Origin of the sequence: Streptomyces sp. NPDC006283 (assembly GCF_040613325.1) — a bacterium.
Classification (GTDB): domain Bacteria; phylum Actinomycetota; class Actinomycetes; order Streptomycetales; family Streptomycetaceae; genus Streptomyces.
The window spans coordinates 1-20,461 of record NZ_JBEXRZ010000013.1 but is presented as its reverse complement, the minus strand read 5'-3'; the positions used below and the strand labels follow the sequence as shown (position 1 = coordinate 20,461).

The window sequence follows — 20,461 nt, the reverse complement described above, 5'->3', positions numbered from 1 at the left end:
GCGCGCGCCCTCCTGGGACCTTCCGTCCGGTCAGCCCTGCGTCAGCGACGCCATCCAGGCCTCGACCTCGTCGGCCCGGCGCGGCAGTGCGGCCGAGAGGTTCCTGTTGCCGTCCTCGGTGACGAGGATGTCGTCCTCGATCCGCACGCCGATGCCGCGGTACTCCTCCGGCACGGTCAGGTCGTCGGCCTGGAAGTAGAGGCCGGGCTCGACGGTGAGGCACATGCCGGGCTCCAGGGTGCCGTCGACGTACGCCTCGGTGCGCGCGGCGGCGCAGTCGTGGACGTCCATGCCGAGCATGTGGCCGGTGCCGTGCAGGGTCCAGCGGCGCTGCAGACCCAGCTCGAGAACACGCTCCACGGGCCCCTCGACGAGGCCCCACTCGACGAGCTTCTCGGCGAGCACGCGCTGCGAGGCGTCGTGGAAGTCGCGGAACTTGGCGCCCGGCTTCACGGCCGCGATGCCCGCCTCCTGAGCCTCGTACACCGCGTCGTAGATCTTGCGCTGGAGCTCGGTGTAGCGGCCGCTGATGGGCAGGGTGCGCGTGATGTCCGCGGTGTAGAGGGTGTGGGTCTCCACGCCCGCGTCGAGCAGCAGCAGGTCGCCGGAGCGGACCGGGCCGTCGTTGCGCACCCAGTGCAGGGTGGTGGCGTGGGGGCCGGCGGCGCAGATGGAGCCGTAGCCGACGTCGTTGCCCTCGACACGGGCGCGCAGGAAGAACGTGCCCTCGATATAGCGCTCGCTGGTGGCCTCGGCCTTGTCCAGGACCTTGACCACGTCCTCGAAGCCGCGCGCGGTGGAGTCGCACGCCTTCTGCAGTTCGCCGATCTCGAACGCGTCCTTCACGGCGCGCGCCTCGGAGAGGAAGACCCGCAGCTCCTCGTCGCGCTCCGCGGTGACCTTGTCGGTCAGTGCCGCCTCAATGCCGGCGTCGTGGCCGCGCACGGCACGCACGGGACCCGTGGCCTCGCGCAGCTTCGCGGGCAGCTCGCGCACGTCCTCGGCCGGAATGCCCAGCAGCTGCTCGGCCTCGGCGAGGGAGTGCCGGCGGCCGACCCACAGCTCGCCCTGGCCGGACAGCCAGAACTCGCCGTTCTCACGGTTGGAGCGCGGCAGCAGGTGGATGGTGGCCAGGTGGCCGTCGCCCTTGGGCTCCAGGACCAGGACGCCGTCCTCGGTCTGGTCGCCGGTGAGGTAGGCGTACTCGGTGGACGCGCGGAAGCTGTACTCCGTGTCGTTGGAGCGCGTCTTGAGGTTGCCCGCGGGGATCACCAGGCGCTCGCCGGGGAAGCGCGCGGAGAGCGCGGCCCGGCGGGCGGCGGTCTGCTCGGCCTGTGCGATGGGCTCGAGACCCTGCAGTTCGGTGTCCGCCCAGCCGGTGGTCATGTTCTCGGCCAGCTCGTCGGAAACGCCCGGGTACAGCCCGTTCTTGCGCTGCTTGATCGGCTGCTCCTCGTCCTCCGGGGTCTCCGGGGTGAGCTCCTCCGCCACGTCTGCCTCCTGGGGCCTGTCAGGCCTTCACTGAAACGACTTCGGTCCCCGCCCGCCGTGGTCGGCAAGGGGGACGCGTCCATCGTATGTGTGAGCGGTGGGCGACCCGAATGGATGTGAAGAATCAGTCAAACCGGGCGGCGAGCAGGACGATGTCCTCTCCGCCGTCCGTTCCGCCGGATGTACGGCCCCGGCCCTCCGGCAGCAGGGTGCGCAGGACGTGGTCGGCGATCGCCGCCGGATCGTCGCGCAGCGCCCGTGGGACGCTCGCCGCCGCCGACTGCAGCCGGGCGAAGGCGCGGTCCATCGCGTCGCCCGTGCGTCGCAGCAGCCCGTCCGTGTACAGCAGCACCGTTTCTCCCGGCTGGGGGGACAGCTCCACGCTCGGCGCCTCCCAGCAGGCGAGCATCCCCAGCGGGGCGGACAGGGACGTCTCGACGAACTCCGTGCGGCGTTCGCCGATCACCAGCGGCGGCGTGTGCCCGGCGCCGGCGAGCACGATCTTCCTGGCTGCCGGTTCGGCGTACGCGAAGAGTGCTGTGGCCGTCCGCGCGGGCTCGGTGAGCCGCAGCAGCAGCTCCAGGTCGGACAGGACCGCGACCGGGTCCTCGCCCTCCATCACCGCGTACGCCCGCAGGGACGCCCGCAGCCTGCCCATCGCGGCGAGCGCACTCGGGCCGCAGCCGCTGACCGACCCGACCGCGAGCCCCAGCGCTCCCTCGGGCAGCGGCAGAGCGTCGTACCAGTCGCCGCCGCCGTTCCGGCCGGGGACGTGCCGGGCGGCCAGCTGGACACCGGGCACCCGGGGCAGGCGGCTGGGCAGCAGCTCCTCCGCCACGGTCGCGACGGTGGCACGGGCCCGCTCGAGTTCCAGCAGGCGGGCCAGATGCTCGGTGGCATAGCGCATGTAGAGGCCGACGAGGTGGCACTGGCGCTCGACCGGTGCGGCCGGCTCGTCGTAGAACCAGACGGCCGCGCCGAGCGTGCCGGACTCCGCGGTGGCCAGCGGAACGGTGTAGCTCGCGGCGTAGCCGAGGCGGACGGCCACCTCGCGGTGGAGGGGGTGGAGCGAGTCGTCGCCGAGCAGGTCCGGATGGGCGACGGGCTCCGGGACGCCGGACGGGCCGCAGCAACGGCCGTCCAGGATGCGGCCGTACGCCGTGGCGCCGCGCGGCACCGTTTCGATGTGGCCGAGGTCGGAGTGGGTCAGGCCGAGGCCCTTGGCGAGGGCGGGTCCCCGGTCGTCCTCCAGAGGGCTGCTGTCGCGGGCGGGGTCGCGGGGCGGTTCGAGAACGACCATGCCGCGCCGGGCGCCGGCGAGTGCTGCTCCGGCACGGAGCAGTTCGTCGAGAGCGTCGTCGAGCGAGCCGGTTCTGATCAGCCGTTCGGTGAGCTCGTGGAGCGTCGTGAGATCGGAGACCCACCCGGCCAGCCGGTCCTGAAGTACCGCTCCGGCCGCGGGGGGTGCGGCGGGGACGGGGGGCATGGGGGCGGGAGTGTGCGTGGGTGCGGGAACTGTTGAGTCGATTCCAGCCACTTTCGGCAGGTGAGGGGCGCTCATGGCAGCCGGCTTTCCGGCAGGTGCGTTCTGCTCAATAGCATCGCAAACCCCCATGTCATTCTGCGCCGCTATCAATGCATCCACATCTACACGCACACATAAGGTGATGTCCAGCACTGTCCCGGTGGGATTGATGGTGTCCGCGGGGAATGCGAAGGCCTGTTAACTTGGCTGAAAATTGCACCTGATGGAGGTCGATTGGGGTCGACTGAGGGCGTTCGGCAGGGGGACTCCCGGGCTCAGGGCCCGGGGGGAAGCGTCATTGCAAGCGTGCTGGGTACGTAAACGGTGATGGCCGGGGGCAGTTGCAGGCGCCCCGGAACCTGGCAGCGGGCCCGGGCGTCCTAACAGCCGGAGGCCGCGCCTCATCCCCGAGTGGCGGGGAAGAAGTACAGCGGGACAGCAAGCGCCAGGCGCGCGCCACCCCTCGCCACGCGTTTAATGGACCACAGCCCACGTTCGGCCCCCGGGGCGACGATCCTGTCGCCGGCGAAACAGGGGGCGCCCATGCCACTGGCAAGGGGCGATGAAGCGCCGATCAGTACGCGCACTTGTACGCACAGTAATGAGCTGCACCCCAATGTGATGTGGACCCCGGCGTTCAACGGAAAGGAACGAGCGCTCATGCGCGAGATCCTCGGAAGGCGACGCAGGCTCCGGTACCGGCGCAAGAAAGGGCCTGTTCAGCTCGGAACGGCGCTGACCTGCGCCGTCGAGTGGAAATGGCCCGTGCTTCCCGGTGTGGGACTGAAAGCGGCCGGCAGTGACCGGCGGGAGGACCAGGGAAGAAGCCGCACGGAGCGCAGGCGCGCATGCGCCTGTCCCGACCCCGAGTGCGTCGTCCCCGGCGCACACCCCTTCGACCCCGGCATCCTCGCGGCCACAACTGACGAGCGGATGATCCGCTGGTGGTGGACCAACCGGCCCACCGCCCCGGTCGTTCTGGCCACCGGCGCCTCCCGGCCCGGCGGCTCCGGTGAAGGCGGCGCGCCCTGCGCGGTGAGCCTGCCCGCCGTCGCCGCCGCGCGTGCACTGTCGGTGCTGGACCGGATGGACATGCGCCTGGGGCCGATTGTCGCGACCCCCACACGGTGGTCGCTGCTGGTGGCTCCGTACAGCCTGGAACGGCTCGGCGAACTGCTCTTCGTCAAGGACTGCGTACCGAGCTCGCTCCGTTTCCACGGCAGCGGCGGGTATCTGGTGCTGCCGCCGGCGGAGACAGGTGCGGGGCAGGTGCGCTGGGAGCGGGCCCCGCTTCCCGGCTCCGCCGCGCCTTGGCTGCCGGACGTCGAAGCGGTCGTGGACGCGCTCGTCGAGGCGAGCGCGAGCAGCGCACCCGACAGCGGGCTCTACCCGCCGGAGGCGGGAGAGGGCAGCCGGCTCGCCTACTAGGTCCTGTCGCCCGGACTGGGGACCTGGGCCCTGGTCCGTCCGTCCCCCGTCTTTCCGAGAGGTCCGCGCGTTGCGTCGGAGCCCGAGCAGCGTCGCTGCTCGGGCTTCCGGCTGTCTTCGATCGCACGCACCGGCCGCCGCGGATCCGCACTCCTGGCGGACGGCGCCGAGCCCGGCTCGCCGCACGTGCGGTCGGGGCTCGCTCACCTCGGTCCGGCTTCGTCACTCGTACGGGTAGCGATGGGGCGAGTTGTCACGGAAATGGGCGCGCGGGCGGCTGTGCGCCCGTACTGCGCCGATATCTTCGGGCTGCTCTCGTCATGAAATTCCCCGCAGTCGGCAGGTGGCCCATGAATCTCCGCATGCTCGGGCTCGCTGTCGTCGTGGTGGTCGCCGCGTTGGTGCCGCTCGTGGCATCGGCCGGGCAGGCGGGCGGACCGGGACCGGCCGCCGAGGCAGGATCCGCTCCGGCGGGCGACGCGAAGGGCGGCCCTGGGGCTGATACCGCGGGCCTGTTGCCGAGCCCTGCCATGTCCGGGACATCCGCCGCCGGGAACGCGGCCGGGGTGGGCGGCCCCGGAGGCGGGTCCGAGGGCAGCCGTCACGCGGCCCCACGGACCGCTTCCCGATGTGGGCCGGAAGTCGCCTCTCCCGACGGCGTCGAGGCACAGACCTGTGTGCTGACACGCGACGGTCAAACATGGGCCCGCACCTATTACCGCAATGCGACGGGCAGGGAATTGGCGTCCGTACTCACTCTGATGGGGCCGGGGGGCCGCACTCTGCAGACCAACTGCAGGGTGGAGGCGGGCGACGAGCCGCGCACCTGTGAAACACCTCGTGAGCCTTCGCGCGGCACTGCTTCCGCCTACTGGGCGGTGGCCGAGTTCGCTGCTTCCGGAGGAACGGGCGATGAGCCGCTGTTGTTGCGCTCCGTGAGCAACTCCCGTGACGACGGAGGCCGTTGAGTCGGGCGAGGCGTCGCGGAAAATGGAAACGCCCGATCGCTGGCGACGGGGGATGCACCAGCGACCGGGCTTCTAGAACGGTAACAAGAGATCCGTGGTTCGCAAATTCGATCTCTCGTATTCGGACATTGATTTACCTGCCGATTGAGCGAGTTGTGACTGGTGTCACCCGTCGGGCGGCGGTAATCGTCACTCTCAGCCGAGGGTGACCTGGCGGTTCGTGAGACCGCCGCGTGCGCGGCGCTCCTCTGTGGTGAGCGGAGCGTCGGACTCGAGCGCGGAGGCCAGCCGCTCGGCGAATTCGGCGGCGGGCTTCTCGCACTCCTCGGCGCCCATCCCGCTCGGCAGGTCCCACACCGGAACCACCAGGCCGTGCGCACGGAAGGAGCCGACCAGCCGGGTTCCCTCCCCGAGCGACGAGCTGCCCGCGGCGTGCAGCCTGGCCAGGGCGTCGAGGAGCCGCTCCTCGGGGTGCGGCATGACCCAGCGCAAGTGGTTCTTCTCCGGGGTCTCGCACCAGTACGCTGCGTCGACACCGGCAAGCTTCACGGTCGGAATCGCGGCCGCGTTCGCACGCTCGAGGGAGGCGGCCACCTCCGGGGACGCCTGTTCGGCCGAATCAGGAACCCAGAATTCGAAGCCGGAGTGCACGGTCGGCTCGAAAGCGGCGTCCGCAGCGAGGAGGTCCTGGAGGCGCACGCCCTCGGCAGCGGCGCCACGGGTGGTGACCGGCGTGCCGGGCGCGGCCTCGAGGGCCCGCTGCAGGGTGGCGGCCAGGTCGCGGCTGAGGTCACCCGTCGGAGTGTCGTTCTGCAGACCGAGCAGAACCGAACCGTCGTCGCGGCGCAACGCGGGCCACGCCATGGGAAGTACCGTCGCTAGCGTCACCGACGGCACACCTTCGGGCAGGCCGTCCTTGAGGGTGAGCTCGACCGTCGCGGCCGGAACCAGTTCGCGCAGGGCCACCCAGTCGCATTCGCCGGGCAGGCCCTTGAAGGGACGCTGGACCAGCTCGGTCAGGGCGTGCGAGGCCGCCCGGCCGTGACACGCCTTGTAGCGGCGGCCGGAGCCGCAGGGGCAGGGCTCGCGGGCTCCCACGACCGGAACCGGCTCGTTGACGCCTGTGGCGCCGGCCCCGTTCTTGAGCTGAGGCTTCGTCGCCTTCGTCTGGGGGCGCTTCTTGGCCATGGTGTGGCTTTCTCCCGATTGCGGCGGTGCTGTGTCGGGCGCGAGCCTAGCCGTACGCCGCCTTCGCGGGTGAGCAGCGGGCCGGTGCGGTCCCAACGTGGCGCCGCTGCCGGGGTGATGCGGGCCGGCCGTGGTGTCTTCGACCGGTCACCGCCGACGGTCGTCGCGCATGGCCCGCGGTGGTCATATCCGCTTCGGTCCGGCGGTCGTATCCGCTTCGGTCCGGCAGTCGGATCCGCACCGGTTGGGGCGGGCGGATCCGGCCCCAGGCCGCCGACCCGGGGCATCAGTCGAGGTCTTCGAAGGCGTCCGCGAAGTCGAAGGACGGGCCGGCGACGCGCGTAGCGAAGTCCTCGCGGCGGTGCCCGTCCGTGACGATCACCCACACTGTGACCTCACCGGTCGCGCTGTCGCGAACGCCCCACTCCTGCGCCAGCGCTGTGATGATGTTGAGCCCGCGGCCGCCGCGTGCGGTGACCGAGGGCGTGGACGGAACAGGCCGGGTCGGCCCGCCTCCGTCCGTCACCTCGACCGTGAGCCGGCCTGCCTTGTCGACTCGCCATGCCGCCCGTACGTCTCCGTCGCCCGCGTCGGCATGTCCCAGCGGTCTGCCGTGTCGGCACGCATTGCTGAGGAGCTCGGAAAGGATCAGAACTGCGTCGTCGACGACCGTTTCCGACACCCCGCTGCGGCTCAACTGTTCGCGCATCCTGTGTCGCGCCTCGCCCACGCCCGCAGGGCCATGGGGTACGGCCATGCTCGACGACGTTGGCACCTCCTGTGCCACCACAAACGCCACCCCCGAGACCTCCTTTGCCCCACGCCACGGTGTGAATGCCCCAATGGACTGGACCGGAAACCGGCCAAGCCCGGACCTGTGACGCATTCGACATGCTCGAATACGCCCCGAACGCGCCGGTGCACTCCCAGTGAAACGAGTCAAAGGCGGCCGAGTTGAGACAGAACCTGTCGGGGACGGTTGGTGATGATGGCCTCCACCCCGAGTTCCACGCAGAGTTCGACGTCCTCCGGCTCGTTGACGGTCCAGACATGGACGCGATGGCCCGCGTTGTGGAGGCGGGCGACGTATTCGGGGTGGTTGCGTACGATCCGTACCCCCGGACCGGCGATCCGTGTGCCGGCCGGCAGCCGTCCGTCGCGCATCCGGGGCGTCATGAACTGCATCAGGTACACCGTGGGGACAGTGGGCGCCGCCAGCACGACCCGGTGCAGCGAGCGGGCGGAGAAGCTCATGATGCGCACCGGGGAGTCGGCGGGGGACACCGGTGAGGCCAGGCCGAAGCGCCCCAGCAGGTGGAGCAGCCGCTCCTCGACCTGGCCGGCCCAGCGGGTCGGGTGCTTGGTCTCGATGGCCAGCTCGATGCGGCGCCCGGCGTCGGCCACCAGCTCCAGCAGCCGTTCCAGAGTGAGCACGGAGGTGAGGGACGGGTCCTTCCAGTCGGGGCTCTCCGCCGCGTCCTTCCAGGAGCCGAAGTCGAGGGCGGCGAGGTCCGCGAGCTCGAGGGCGGACACGGCGCCCCGCCCGTTGGAGGTCCGGTTGATGCGGCGGTCGTGGACGCAGACCAGATGACCGTCGGCGGTGAGCCGTACATCGCACTCAAGGGCGTCCGCGCCGTCCTCGATCGCCTTGCGGTAGGCCGCCAGGGTGTGCTCGGGGGCATCTTCGGAGGCGCCGCGGTGGGCGACGACCTGGATGCTGTGCTGTCGTGCTTGGGTCACCGCGTCATGGTGTCACCGCGACGGGGCAGGCGGGTGCCAGGTGCCGGAAAGCGTTTCCTCCGCGTCCGGGGCGGTGGCGGGGGTGACCCGAAGGGCGCTGTGAAAGTGCGCCCGTATTGTCCGAAGTAAAGGATTGCCGGAATACGCACAGGTCCTGCTTACAGTGGCCTGACGTGCTGTGGGAAAAGCTGACCCCCGACACTTGAACGAACCCCGCACACTTGAACAGCGGAAGTCATGACGACGTACCGCCCGCCGGCCGCGGGGGAGCTCCTCGCCCGGCCCGGAGACCGACGCGGAATCTGTGGAATTCGACGTGGAACCTGAGGAGAAAGAGCTGTGAGCACCGAGAACGAGGGCAACGCGGTCCCGGCCGCCCCGTCCGTACCTCCTGTGCCGGGCGCCGCTCCCCAGGGCCCGACGTCCCCGGCGCCGGAAGCCGGACCGCACCAGTCGGCGCACGACGCGGCGGACTCCGCCTCCGGCGCCCCTTCGCCGTCCACTCCTGCGCACCCCGCCCCGCCCGCCCATGAACCGACGGCGGGAGCCTCGGCTGCGCAGGCCGGGCGCTCCCCCCAGCCCGAGCCCGCCACGGCGCCGATCCCCGTCGTCGGCGGACAGACCCCGCCGACGGCACCGACAACCGCGCCCATGGAAGCGCAGCACGCCGGCGCCGACTGGCCCGCGCCGCCGCCCGCGCTCCCCTCCTACGGGGGCGGCGGCAGCGGAGGTCCCGCTTGGGGCACGCCTGTCCCGGAGCCGCAGCCCCGGCGGAAGCGTTCCGGCGGAGTGGCCGCCGCCGTCCTGGTCGCCGCGCTGGTCGCCGGCGGAGTGGGCGGCGGCATCGGCTACTGGGCGGCCGAGCGCAACGACAACAGCTCCAGCTCCACCACGGTGTCCGCGACCAGCCCCCAGGACCTCAAGCGCGACCCGGGGACCGTCGCCGCGGTCGCCGCGGGCGCGCTGCCCAGCGTGGTCACCATCGAGGCCAAGGCGGGCGGCGGCGGCATCGACGGCCCCGAAGGCGAGGGCGAAGGCGGCACGGGCACCGGCTTCGTCTACGACAAGGAAGGCCACATCCTCACCAACAACCACGTGGTGGCCTCCGCCGCGGAGGGCGGCACCGTGTCGGCGATCTTCTCCAACGGGAAGAAGTACGACGCCGAAGTGGTCGGCCGCGCACAGGGTTACGACGTCGCCGTCCTCAAACTGAAGAACCCCCCCTCGGGCCTTCACCCGCTCGCCCTCGGCGACTCCGAGAAGGTCGCGGTCGGTGACTCGACCATCGCGATCGGCGCGCCCTTCGGTCTCTCGAACACCGTCACCACCGGAATCATCAGCGCCAAGAACCGCCCGGTCGCCTCCGGCGACGGCTCCAGCGGCAAGAACTCGTACATGAGCGCGCTGCAGACCGACGCGTCCATCAACCCGGGCAACTCCGGCGGCCCCCTGCTGGACTCGCGCGGCGCGGTGATCGGCATCAACTCGGCCATCCAGTCGGCGGGCAGCGGCGGCTACGGCCAGAGCCAGGCGGGCTCCATCGGTCTCGGCTTCGCCATCCCGGTCAACCAGGCGAAGACGGTCGCGGAACAGCTCATCAAGTCCGGCCAGCCGGTCTACCCGGTGATCGGCGCCACGGTCGACATGTCGGAGCAGGGTTCCGGCGCGAAGATCACGGAGGAGGGCTCGGGCGGCAGCCCGGCGGTGACCCCGAACGGACCGGCGGCGGAGGCCGGACTCGAGCCCGGCGACGTGATCACCAAGTTCAACGGCAAGCCGATCGACAGCGGCCCGACCCTGATCAGCGAGATCTGGACGCACAAGCCCGGTGACAAGGTCTCCTTGACCTTCGAACGGGACGGCAAGCCGCAGTCCGTGGAACTGGTCCTCGGCGAGCGCAAGGGCGACAGCTGACCCACTCGTCCCACCAGAGCCACCCACCCGCCCTGCTGAGTCACCCTCTCGCCCCCGGGATGCTGCCGCGCCCCGGGGGCGAGTGTGTGTCCCGTCACCGACGGGCACCGCGTCACACCGTCGCCGGCGGGATGTTCTGGTTCGCGCGGAAGAGGTTGTCCGGGTCGTAGGCGTGCTTGACCGAGGCGAGCCGGTCGTAGTGGCCGCGGTAGGTGGCCCGGACCCGGTCCGCGCTCTCCTGCTCGCCGATGAAGTTGACGTAGGAGCCGCCCATCGAGTGCGGGTGCAGGTCCGCCCAGTAGTCGACGCACCACTGCCGGATCAGCTCGGCGTTGAGGGGGTCGGGGTCGACCCCGCCGATCACGCCCGACCAGACGGCGTCCCGGTAGGCCCAGGCCGTGTCGTCGGCACCCACCCGGTGGGCCGCACCGTCCACCGGATACAGGTGCATCGTCGACAGGCCGGTCGGGAGGCCCTCCCCGTACCTGCTGTGCACGTCGACGGCGGCGTCGGAGATCGAATCGAAGAAGTCGCCCCTCCAGTACCACTGCAGCCCCTTGGGGATCAGCTCGTCGAACATGGTCTGCAGGCCGGGGTACGGCATGGGGGTGGTGAAGTGGAAGGCGGGCGGTGCCGGTTCGTTCACCACGGCGAGCACCTGCTCCAGACGGTCGCCTTCGAGGTCGCCCGTGTAGCACCACACCACCGCGCACATCTTCTGCCCGTGGATCGACTCGGGGAACGGCGGCCCGGGCGGCACGGCCAGCACAGCGAAGAACCCGCTGAGGTCCTCCGGCGCGGCAGGCAGGAACTCCCGGTACCAGCGGAGCACCTCGGGCGTGCGGTCGACCGGCCACACGGTCACCGCGACCCCGACCGTGTGCGCGGGGTGCAGCCGGAAGGTGAACGAGGTGACGACGCCGAAGTTGCCGCCACCGCCCCGCAGGGCCCAGAACAGGTCCGGATGGTTCTTTGCCGACGCGGTGACGAAGCTGCCGTCGGCGAGGACGACATCGGCGGAAAGCAGGCTGTCGATCGTCAGGCCGTACTTGCGGGTGAGGTGGCCGTGGCCGCCACCGAGCGTGAGACCGCCCACGCCGGTCGTCGACATGATCCCGGACGGCACGGCGAGGCCGAAGGCATGGCTCGCATGGTCCACGTCACCGAGTTCGCTGCCCCCACCGACCTGGACGATCTTCGCTTCCGGATCCACCCTGACCCAGCGCATCGGCGTCAGGTCGAGCACGAGCCCGTCGTCGACCAGAGACAGCCCCGGTCCGCTGTGCCCGCCGCCGCGCACCGCCAGCTCGGCGCCGGTGTCCCGGGCAACGGAGAGCGTCGCCTGCACGTCCGCCACGTCCGTGCACTGGGCGAAGACGGCGGGCCGCCGGTCGATCATGGCGTTGTAGATGCTGCGGGCCTCGTCGTAGCCCGGATCCTGCGGGCCGACGACGGGTCCCCGCAGTGCCTCGCGCAGACTTGCGACAGCCGTTCCGTTGATACCGCCCATGGCCGAACACCTCTGTGTGGGATGTGAGGCCGGGAGAACTGGCGGACGGATGAAGGCGCATGACGTCCAGGCGGGTGGGCGGGGGCGTGGTGCGCGAATCCATCGTGCCCGGATCGGTACGGGCGCGGAGTGGCCCCACCCTTTTCAGTGTTCTCCTGCTCGCCCCGCCGCGCACGTCGGCCCCGGCGGGGCGGGGCACCGCAGGACTTCGAGGGCCGCCGGCGGACCACGGCCCCCGCACACCGCGCGAGGCCGGTACGCTGTATTCGCTCCGTCCCAGGTGGGCGGAGCGAAGGTGGGTTGCCCGAGCGGCCTAAGGGAACGGTCTTGAAAACCGTCGTGGCGCGAGTCACCGTGGGTTCAAATCCCACACCCACCGCCAGGTGAACGGCCCCTGACCAGGTGACACGGTCAGGGGCCTTTCCCGTGTCCGCTCCCCGTGACCGACCGCTCTAGCCCGTGGGTTCCTGCTCGATGGGGCACGCGAGGGGCACGGGGGCGCCTATGCCGGACTACGAAAGTGACCGCGTGTGCTGTGGGTCCTGACTAGGGTCGCCCCCATGCCTCGCTCAGCCGCGCGGCCGGCGGAGCCGGGGCCCGGAGCGGGACGGAGGCAGGAGCGTCGGGGCCCGACGCTGGAGCCGGGCCGCCTTGAACCCGTAGAGAAGGTTTGTACTCGCTCCGCCGGAGTGGCATCAGGGATGAGCCGACTCGTGCAGGTACGCGGTGAAGGTCATTGCCGGGAATATCCGCCGGGGCCGAGCGGCCCGTTGAACCGCCGTTACCGGAGCAGGGCGAGGCGTCAGCGGAGGCCGCGGCCGGAGGTGAGGCGGTCGGCGGAGGCGATCGTGGTGCGGGCCTCGCGTTCGGTGAGGCCGGCGCGGACTGCCGCGTCGACGAGGGCCTCCGCCAGGGAGTCGCCCAGCCCGTTCTCGTACGCGCGACAGGCCGCCCAGAACAGCCGGGTGTTGCGCTGGCCCTCGTGTGCCGCGAGGACGAACTGGACGAGGCCCTGCCCCCGTTCGTGGGCCGGTGCGGGCGTGGAGCGCGGGCGGGCCGGGGGCGTGATGAGGCGCAGCAGGGCGCGTGGGCAGGGTGCGGGCGGCAGATGTGCCGTGTCCGGTGCGAGTCGGTAGGCGCCGTGGGCGGTGACCGAGCCAGGGCCGACGAGGTAGCCACCGGTGCCGCGGACGTCGATGCCGGGAGCGATCCGGCTCGCCGAGTTGGGGACGACGACGTCGGACGGACCCGTCAGCCAGAGGTGGCGGCCGCCGCTGGGGGTGAGGACGGTGACCGTCTCCGGGATGGTGAACAGGTGCCGCAGCGCCAGGTGCTGGAGTTCGGCCATGGAGTCGGTCGAGGACTTGGTGTCGAGGTCGATGCCGATCAGGTGGTGCGGCGGGCGTCCGCACGCGATCCCGTAGCCGGTGGCCCAGGGTGCGGCGGCGAACAGGGCGCGTACGCCCGCGGGGTCCGTGGTGGCGTCGTGGACGCCGTGGCCGGGGAGGCCGCATTCGCCACGGCAAAGAACCGGCTGGGCTTCGCCACGGTGCGGCGAGCGCAGGGCGGGGAGCTTGGTCGCGGACAGGGGAATGACGGGGAGCCCGCGCTCGGCGGCGGAGAGAGCGTGGGCGAGGGCCAGTGTGGCGGTCTGCCGGGTGGTAATGGCCATGGCTCCATGTTCGTACACATGTTCGAGGAAGGGAAGGGGAGGCGGGCCGAATGCGGGGTGAAGGCTTGATTTCGGCCCGAACGGGCCCGTGGCCCCAAGGGGTGATGCGCTCATGGCGATCTCGCGAGCAAGAAGAGGGTTTATCGACAAGTCATCACGCTTGCGAGCGAATGCCCCGTCCGGGGTGGTTCGACGGGGATCGCGTGGGCAACTCTGATCTCGCGACGTCGTGATCAAGCCCGAAGCGGACGGTCAACCGCGCCGAAAAGCGAAGCACTTGAGCAGTTCCGGTACATGGAGGAAAAGACATGGCAAGCATCCGTTCAGCCCGCACCCGCGTCCTCGCCGCTGCCGCCGCCCCGCCCCTCACGATCGTGCTCCTCGGTGGCGTCGCCCAGGCCGACAACAGCGGGTTCGCGGACGACGGGCCTGTGGTGACGGCCGGCTCGAGGGGAGGGTGAGCCGGAGGGGAGGGCCGGCCCGAGGGGAGGGGCGTCAGGAGAGGGGGAGTCGAGGGGAGGAGTCGAGAGGTTGAGCCGGGGGTGATCGTCTGCGCGGCGGTGCTTGGGGGCGCCGTCGCGCAGGCGTGTTCCGGCGCGGGGGCGTCGGCCCGCTGTCGTGACCTTGACGGGACCACAAAACTGACGGACAGTCAGATGCGTGGTTACGGACGAGTTGCACGCACAGCTGCGGACGTACGAGGGCCGGGCCGCCGTCACCTCCGGCGTGGGCAAGGATCTCGTCAACGAGCCGATGATCAGGCACTGGTGCGAGGCGATGGGGGACACCAACCCCGCCTACGCCGGGCCGGACGCCGTCGCGCCGCCGACGATGCTCCAGGCGTGGACGATGGGTGGTCTTACGGGTCACACTGGTCGGACCGCCGCGCAGGACGAGCTGTTCGCGCTGCTCGACGGCGCCGGGTACAGCTCCGTGGTGGCCACCGACTGCGAGCAGGAGTATGTGCGGCCCGTTCGGCCCGGCGACCGGATCACCTTCGAGGCGGTGATCGAGTCCGTGTCGGAGCGCAAGACGACCAAGCTGGGGACGGGCTATTTCGTCACCACCCGGATGGATGTGCGAGCCGGTGGCCGGCTCGCGGGCACGCACCGCTTCCGGATCCTCAAGTACGCCCCCCGGGAGCGCAGGCCCAAGGGAACGCGCCCGCGGCCGGTGATCAACAGGGACAACGCCGGATTCTGGGAAGGAGTGGCCGCGCAGCGGCTGCTCATCCAGCGGTGCGGCGGCTGCGGGACGCTTCGCCTGCCCTGGCTGCCGGGGTGCGGTTCCTGCGGCTCGCCCGAGTGGGACACGGTCGAGGCGAGCGGCCTGGGCAGCGTCTTCTCCTACGTGGTCATGCACCACCCACCGTTCCCGGCGTTCGATCCGCCGTTCGCGGTGGGCCTGATCGAGCTGGCGGAGGGCGTGCGATTCGTCAGCAACGTGGTGGGTGTGCCGTACGACGCGGTGCGCATCGGTATGCCGGTGGAGCTGGAATTCCTCAGCGTGGAGGGCGAGTTCGAGCTGCCCGTCTTCCGGGGAGCACGGGGCGGTGACGGCTGACATCGACTCCCGCCGACCGCCTGTCGTGGGCTCGGCGTCGAAGTTCTGTCCGAACCAGGCGCATTGCTCGCGAAGGAGGAAACCCGATGACCCGGAAGACCAGGATGACCCCGACGACCGCCACGGGCCCGACCGGTCCGGTCCCTCCCGCCGGCACGCAGCTGCCGCCCCTGACCGTTCCCGTCACGCGCACGCTGATCGTCGCCGGAGCACTCGCCTCACGTGACTACCAGGACGTTCACCACGACGCGGAGCGTGCCAAGGAGAAGGGCTCGCCCGACATCTTCATGAACATCCTGACCACGAACGGCCTCGTCGGCCGGTACGTCACCGATTACTTCGGCGACCGTGCCGTGCTCCGTAAGGTCGCCATACGGCTCGGCGTCCCCAACTACCCGGGCGACACCATGGTGTTGAGCGGCACGATCGGCGCCTTCGACGGGACGACGGCCGAAGTGCGGGTGGTCGGCGCCAACAGCCTCGGCAACCACGTCACCGGCACGGTGACGGTAACCCTCCCGACCCTCCCGACCCTGCCGACCCTCCCGGAGGCCGGCGCATGAGCATCCGGGGAAAGGACACTCTTGGTGGCAGGGCGGCCGTCGTGGGCATCGGCGCGACCGAGTTCTCCAAGGACTCGGGACGCAGTGAGCTGACGCTCGCCGTGGAGGCCGTGCGTGCCGCGCTCGACGATGCCGGTCTCTGCCCTGCCGACGTCGACGGCATGGTCACCTTCACGATGGACACCAGCCCCGAGATCACCGTCGCCCAGGCCGCGGGCATCGGTGAGCTGTCCTTCTTCTCCCGTATCCACTACGGCGGAGGTGCGGCGTGCGCCACCGTGCAGCAGGCGGCGCTGGCCGTCGCCGCGGGGATCGCCGATGTCGTCGTCTGCTACCGCGCGTTCAACGAGCGCTCCGGTCGGCGTTTCGGTTCCGGAGTGCAGCACAGGGAGCCGTCGGCGGAGGGCGCCGCCCTCGGCTGGAACCTTCCCTTCGGCCTGCTCACTCCCGCCTCCTGGGTGGCGATGGCCGCCCAGCGCTATCTGTACGCGTACGGGCTGACCCCGGAGGCGTTCGGCCAGGTCGCGGTCGCCGGCCGGCGGTACGCGGCCACGAATCCCGCCGCGTACTTCCACGGCCGCCCGATCACGTTGGCCGACCATGCCGCCTCCCGGTGGATAGTCGAGCCGCTACGGCTCCTGGACTGCTGTCAGGAGACCGACGGCGGCCAGGCGCTCGTCGTGACCAGTGTCGAGCGGGCCCGGGACCTGCCTCGGCCGCCTGCGGTGATCCTCGCCGCCGCGCAGGGTGCGGGCAGGGCCCAGGAGCAGATGACCAGTTTCTACCGTGACGATCTCACCGGCCTGCCCGAGATGGGCGTCGTCGCCCGACAGCTGTGGCGGACCTCCGGTCTCGCCCCGGGCGATATCGACGTGGGGATCGTCTACGACCACTTCACGCCGTTCGTGCTGATGCAGCTGGAGGAGTTCGGTTTCTGCAAGCCGGGGGAGGGCGCCGACTTCGTGGCAGCGGACGTGCTGCCGCTGAACACCCATGGAGGACAGCTGGGAGAGGCGTATCTGCACGGGATGAACGGCATCGCCGAGGCGGTCAGGCAATTGCGCGGCACGTCGGTGAACCAGATCCCGGGCGCGGCCAGGGCCCTGGTCACGGCGGGCACCGGCGTCCCCACCTCGGGGCTCGTCCTCGGGGCCGACGGGCTTAGCCCCTGAGGGTGCCCTCCACCTTCAGGAGGTGCAGCCCGCGCCACCCCTACAACCTGAGGGGGACAAGGCTTCGGGACCTGGGGCCGATCCGCGGCCGGGGGTCCGCTCCTAGCGTGGAGTCATGACCACGCCAGTCTGTACGAGCGCTTCCAAGGCCGCCGCGCCGGTGCCGTCGTACACGCCGTACACATCGTTCTCGTCGTACGTACGGGCGCGGGGGCCCGTGCTGCTGCGCACCGCGCGGTCACTGACCTCGAATCCGAGTGACGCCGAGGATCTGCTGCAGACAGCGCTCACCAAGACCTATGTCGCGTGGGAGCGGATCGAGGACCATCGAGCGCTCGACGGATATGTGCGCCGCGCCCTGGTGAACACGCGTACGTCGCAGTGGCGCAAGCGCAAGGTGGACGAGTTCGCCTGTGACGAGCTCCCGGAACCGGAGACCGTGCCGGCGACCGATCCCGCAGAGCAGCAGGTGCTGCACGACGCGATGTGGCGCGCGGTGATGAAGCTGCCGGACCGCCAGCGGGCGATGGTCGTGCTCCGCTATTACGAGGACCTGAGCGAGGCACAGACGGCCGAGGTGCTCGGCGTCTCGATCGGTACGGTCAAGAGCGCCGTTTCCCGTGCGCTCGGCAAGCTCCGCGAGGACCCGGGGCTCTCCCCGGTTCGCTGAGGCCTGTTTCAGGCCACGCCACAGGGCCGCCGACGCGATCCTCTGTGCGCTGTTGTGCGGCATTGCGCGGGGATGTGCCGGGATTCCTTACCCCTGGGTAGTGACATACCGCGTGGTATGTGCGCAGAATCTTCCCACCTTTTCTGCCACGTAGCGCTAGCGCCCACCGGGAGGACGCCGTGCTGAGCACCATGCAGGACGTACCGCTGACTGTGACCCGCATCCTCCAGCATGGGATGACGATCCACGGCACATCACAGATCACCACCTGGACGGGGGAGCCCGAGCCGCAGCGGCGCACCTTCGCCGAGGCCGGCAGGCGGGCGGCCCAGCTGGCCAACGCCCTGCGCGACGAGCTCGGCATCGACGGCGACCAGCGGGTCGCCACCCTGATGTGGAACAACGCCGAGCACGTCGAGGCGTACTTCGCGATCCCCTCCATGGGCGCCGTGCTCCACACGCTGAACCTCCGTCTGCCCGCGGAGCAGCTCGTCTGGATCGTCAACCACGCCGCGGACCGTGCCGTGATCGTCAACGGCTCCCTGCTTCCCCTGCTCGCCCCGCTGCTGCCGCATCTGCCGACGATCGAGCACATCGTCGTCTCCGGCCCCGGAGACCGCTCCCTCCTCGCCGACACCGAGGCGCAGGTCCACGAGTACGAGGAGCTGATCGCCGGCCGCCCGACCAGCTTCAACTGGCCGGAACTGGACGAGCGCAGCGCCGCGGCCATGTGCTACACCTCCGGCACCACCGGCGACCCCAAGGGCGTCGTCTACTCCCACCGCTCCATCTACCTGCACTCCATGCAGGTCAACATGGCCGAGTCGATGGGCCTGAACGCCAGCGACACCACCCTCGTGGTCGTGCCGCAGTTCCATGTGAACGCCTGGGGCCTGCCGCACGCCACATTCATGACCGGCATCAACATGCTGATGCCCGATCGCTTCCTGCAGCCCGCGCCGCTCGCGGACATGATCGAGCGGGAGAAGCCCTCCCACGCCGCGGCCGTCCCCACCATCTGGCAGGGCCTGCTCGCCGAGGTCACGGCGAACCCCCGCGACCTGTCGTCTATGAAGCAGGTCACCATCGGTGGCGCCGCGTGCCCGCCCTCCCTCATGGAGGCGTACGACGAGCTCGGCGTACGGCTCTGCCACGCCTGGGGCATGACGGAGACCTCGCCGCTCGGCACGATGGCCCACCCCCCGGCCGGTCTGAGCGCGGAGGAGGAGTGGCCGTACCGCATCACGCAGGGCCGCTTCCCCGCCGGTGTGGAGGCGCGGCTGGTCGGCCCGGGCGGTGAGATCCTGCCCTGGGACGGCGAGTCGGCCGGCGAGCTGGAGGTGCGCGGCACCTGGATCGCCGGCGCGTACTACGGTGGCGCGGGCGGCGAGGACTTCCGGCCGCAGGACAAGTTCAGCGAGGACGGCTGGCTGAAGACCGGCGACGTCGGCGTGATCAGCACCGACGGCTACCTGACCCTGACCGACCGCGCCAAGGACGTCATCAAGTCGGGCGGGGAATGGATCTCCAGCGTCGAGCTGGAGAACGCGCTGATGGCCCATCCCGAGGTCGCGGAAGCTGCTGTGGTCGCCGTACCCGACGAGAAGTGGGGCGAGCGTCCGCTGGCCACGGTCGTCCTCAAGGAGGGTTCGACCGCGGACTACGACACGCTGAGGACGTTCCTGTCCGCGAAGATCGCCAAGTGGCAGCTGCCGGAGCGCTGGGCGGTGATACCGGCGGTGCCGAAGACCAGCGTCGGCAAGTTCGACAAGAAGGTCATCCGCAGGCAGTACGCGGACGGCGAGCTGGACGTCACCGAGCTGTAGCAGCGGAAGAGATGCGTGAGGGGCCGGCGGTCGTCACCGCCGGCCCCCTTCGTGTTGGTTGATACCGGTTTCAGTTGGTGCCGGTCCTGGTCGGGCCGGTTTCGGTTGGTCCCCTTCGGGCCGGTCTCAGTTGGTGCCGATCTTCGCCAGCAGGTCGACGATCCGGGCCTGCACCTCGTCGCTGGTGGAGCGCTCCGCGAGGAACAGCACCGTCTCCCCCGAGGACAGCCGCGGCAGCTCCGCCTGGTTGAGGCCGGCCGAGGTGTAGACGACCAGCGGCGTGCGGTTCAACTGGCCGTTCGCGCGCAGCCAGTCGATGATCCCGGCACGGCGGCGGCGTACCTGCATCAGGTCCATCACCACCAGGTTGGGCCGCATCTGGGTCGCGAGCGTGACCGCGTCCGCGTCCGCTCCCGCCCGCGCGACCTGCATGCCGCGCCGCTCCAGGGTGGAGGTCAACGCGAGGGCGATCTCCTCGTGCTCCTCGATCAGCAGCACACGCGACGGGTGCTGCTCGCTGTCCCGCGGGGCCAGCGCCTTGAGCAGCACGGCCGGGTCGGCGCCGTACGCGGCCTCGCGCGTGGCCTGCCCGAGCCCAGCCGTCACCAGCACCGGTACCTCGGCGGCCACGGCGGCCTGCCGCAGCGACTGCAGCGCGGTCCGGGTGATCGGCCCGGTGAGCGGGTCCACGAACAGAGCGGCCGGGAACGCCGCGATCTGCGCGTCGACCTCTTCGCGCGAGTGCACGACGACCGGCCGGTAGCCGCGGTCGCTGAGCGCCTGCTGCGTGGAGACATCGGGGGCGGGCCACACCAGCAGCCGCCGCGGGTTGTCGAGCGGCTCCGGGGGCAGCTCGTCGTCGACGGGCAACGGCTGGGGCCGGTTGGCGACCTCGACCGCACCACCGGGGCCGTCCAACGGCTGGGGCCCCTCCGCACCCTCGTCCGGCGCCCCTATCGCGTAAGCCCTGCCCTCGGTGCGGCTGTCGGTGCGGTCGGCGGGGATCCGGGGCCCGTTCTGCTGGGCGGCCGTCGGCGTCGCCGGAACCGGAACGGGCGCCGCCGTCGGCTGCGGGTGCGGTCGGGCGGCGGCCTCGGGGAACGCGCTGTCGGCGCGGGTGGCCAGCTTGCGGCGGCGGCGGCGTACACCACTGCCACGACATCACGCTATGGAGCGTCTTCAGCCAGCTTCGCGCGCTGTCCCCGAGCGAGTGTATCCGCCCCTTCGACCG

Annotated in this window: 15 protein-coding genes, 1 tRNA gene and 1 pseudogene; 9 read left to right on the top strand and 8 right to left on the bottom strand. The window is 70.9% G+C overall.

Annotation, left to right across the window (positions count from 1 at the left end; translation table 11 throughout):
• Positions 1-30: 30 nt before the first annotated feature.
• Both ABZ070_RS04945 and ABZ070_RS04940 read right to left on the bottom strand, forming a co-directional pair.
• Positions 31-1,491, bottom strand: a complete 1,461-nt coding sequence (locus tag ABZ070_RS04945) for an aminopeptidase P family protein (protein WP_356629991.1) — start codon at positions 1,489-1,491, stop codon at positions 31-33.
• A gap of 124 nt (positions 1,492-1,615) precedes the next feature.
• Complete coding sequence (locus ABZ070_RS04940) at positions 1,616-3,169, bottom strand: PP2C family protein-serine/threonine phosphatase (protein ID WP_356629989.1); 1,554 nt, start codon at positions 3,167-3,169, stop codon at positions 1,616-1,618.
• Between the two features lie 507 nt (positions 3,170-3,676).
• On the opposite strand from ABZ070_RS04940, the gene ABZ070_RS04935 reads away from it, so the two are divergent.
• Complete coding sequence (locus tag ABZ070_RS04935; protein WP_356629987.1) at positions 3,677-4,444, top strand: bifunctional DNA primase/polymerase; 768 nt, start codon at positions 3,677-3,679, stop codon at positions 4,442-4,444.
• Between the two features lie 1,163 nt (positions 4,445-5,607).
• On the opposite strand, the gene ABZ070_RS04930 is transcribed toward ABZ070_RS04935, so the two are convergent.
• From ABZ070_RS04930 to ABZ070_RS04920, 3 genes are all read right to left on the bottom strand, one after another.
• The gene (locus ABZ070_RS04930) at positions 5,608-6,600 is read right to left on the bottom strand and encodes a DUF5926 family protein (protein WP_356629985.1); all 993 of its coding nucleotides are present in this window, start codon (positions 6,598-6,600) and stop codon (positions 5,608-5,610) included.
• Positions 6,601-6,886: 286 nt separating this feature from the next.
• Positions 6,887-7,486 carry an ATP-binding protein gene (locus ABZ070_RS04925; protein ID WP_356629983.1) on the bottom strand — a complete coding sequence of 200 codons (600 nt, stop codon included), beginning with the start codon at positions 7,484-7,486 and terminating at the stop codon, positions 6,887-6,889.
• Between the two features lie 53 nt (positions 7,487-7,539).
• Entirely contained in the window at positions 7,540-8,340 is an 801-nt protein-coding gene (locus ABZ070_RS04920; RefSeq protein ID WP_356629981.1) for a glycerophosphodiester phosphodiesterase, read from the bottom strand.
• Between the two features lie 339 nt (positions 8,341-8,679).
• Here ABZ070_RS04920 and ABZ070_RS04915 point away from each other — a divergent pair, with 339 nt between their 5' ends.
• Positions 8,680-10,254, top strand: a complete 1,575-nt coding sequence (locus tag ABZ070_RS04915; protein WP_356629979.1) for a trypsin-like peptidase domain-containing protein — start codon at positions 8,680-8,682, stop codon at positions 10,252-10,254.
• 112 nt (positions 10,255-10,366) lie between these two features.
• Here ABZ070_RS04915 and ABZ070_RS04910 read toward each other — a convergent pair whose 3' ends face one another.
• A complete protein-coding gene (locus ABZ070_RS04910) occupies positions 10,367-11,764 on the bottom strand; it encodes an FAD-binding oxidoreductase (protein WP_356629977.1) in 1,398 nt (465 codons plus the stop codon).
• 294 nt (positions 11,765-12,058) lie between these two features.
• On the opposite strand from ABZ070_RS04910, the gene ABZ070_RS04905 reads away from it, so the two are divergent.
• Positions 12,059-12,146, top strand: a tRNA-Ser gene (locus tag ABZ070_RS04905).
• A 420-nt stretch (positions 12,147-12,566) separates the two neighbouring features.
• Here ABZ070_RS04905 and ABZ070_RS04900 read toward each other — a convergent pair.
• A complete protein-coding gene (locus ABZ070_RS04900; protein WP_356629975.1) occupies positions 12,567-13,436 on the bottom strand; it encodes a bifunctional DNA primase/polymerase in 870 nt (289 codons plus the stop codon).
• Positions 13,437-13,744: 308 nt separating this feature from the next.
• Between ABZ070_RS04900 and ABZ070_RS04895 the strand changes: the two genes are divergently transcribed.
• The 6 genes from ABZ070_RS04895 (at position 13,745) to ABZ070_RS04870 (ending at position 19,230) form a co-directional block, all read left to right on the top strand.
• Positions 13,745-13,897: a hypothetical protein gene (locus ABZ070_RS04895; protein ID WP_356630081.1), complete on the top strand. Its 153-nt coding sequence runs from the start codon at positions 13,745-13,747 to the stop codon at positions 13,895-13,897.
• A 199-nt stretch (positions 13,898-14,096) separates the two neighbouring features.
• Positions 14,097-14,999, top strand: coding sequence for an OB-fold domain-containing protein (locus tag ABZ070_RS04890; RefSeq protein ID WP_356629973.1), 903 nt, complete (start codon positions 14,097-14,099; stop codon positions 14,997-14,999).
• A gap of 104 nt (positions 15,000-15,103) precedes the next feature.
• Positions 15,104-15,562, top strand: coding sequence for a MaoC/PaaZ C-terminal domain-containing protein (locus ABZ070_RS04885; RefSeq protein WP_356630074.1), 459 nt, complete (start codon positions 15,104-15,106; stop codon positions 15,560-15,562).
• The gene (locus ABZ070_RS04880; protein ID WP_356629971.1) at positions 15,559-16,734 is read left to right on the top strand and encodes a lipid-transfer protein; all 1,176 of its coding nucleotides are present in this window, start codon (positions 15,559-15,561) and stop codon (positions 16,732-16,734) included. Before ABZ070_RS04885 ends, ABZ070_RS04880 begins: the two co-directional genes overlap by 4 nt.
• 115 nt (positions 16,735-16,849) lie before the next feature.
• Positions 16,850-17,404 (top strand): SigE family RNA polymerase sigma factor, encoded by a 555-nt coding sequence (locus ABZ070_RS04875; protein WP_356629969.1) that lies wholly within the window; start codon positions 16,850-16,852, stop codon positions 17,402-17,404.
• A 179-nt stretch (positions 17,405-17,583) separates the two neighbouring features.
• Entirely contained in the window at positions 17,584-19,230 is a 1,647-nt protein-coding gene (locus ABZ070_RS04870) for a long-chain fatty acid--CoA ligase (RefSeq protein ID WP_356629967.1), read from the top strand.
• Between the two features lie 126 nt (positions 19,231-19,356).
• On the opposite strand, the pseudogene ABZ070_RS04865 reads toward ABZ070_RS04870, so the two are convergent.
• Positions 19,357-20,208, bottom strand: a pseudogene (locus tag ABZ070_RS04865) (response regulator); the annotation flags it as partial.
• Between the last annotated feature and the right edge of the window lie 253 nt (positions 20,209-20,461).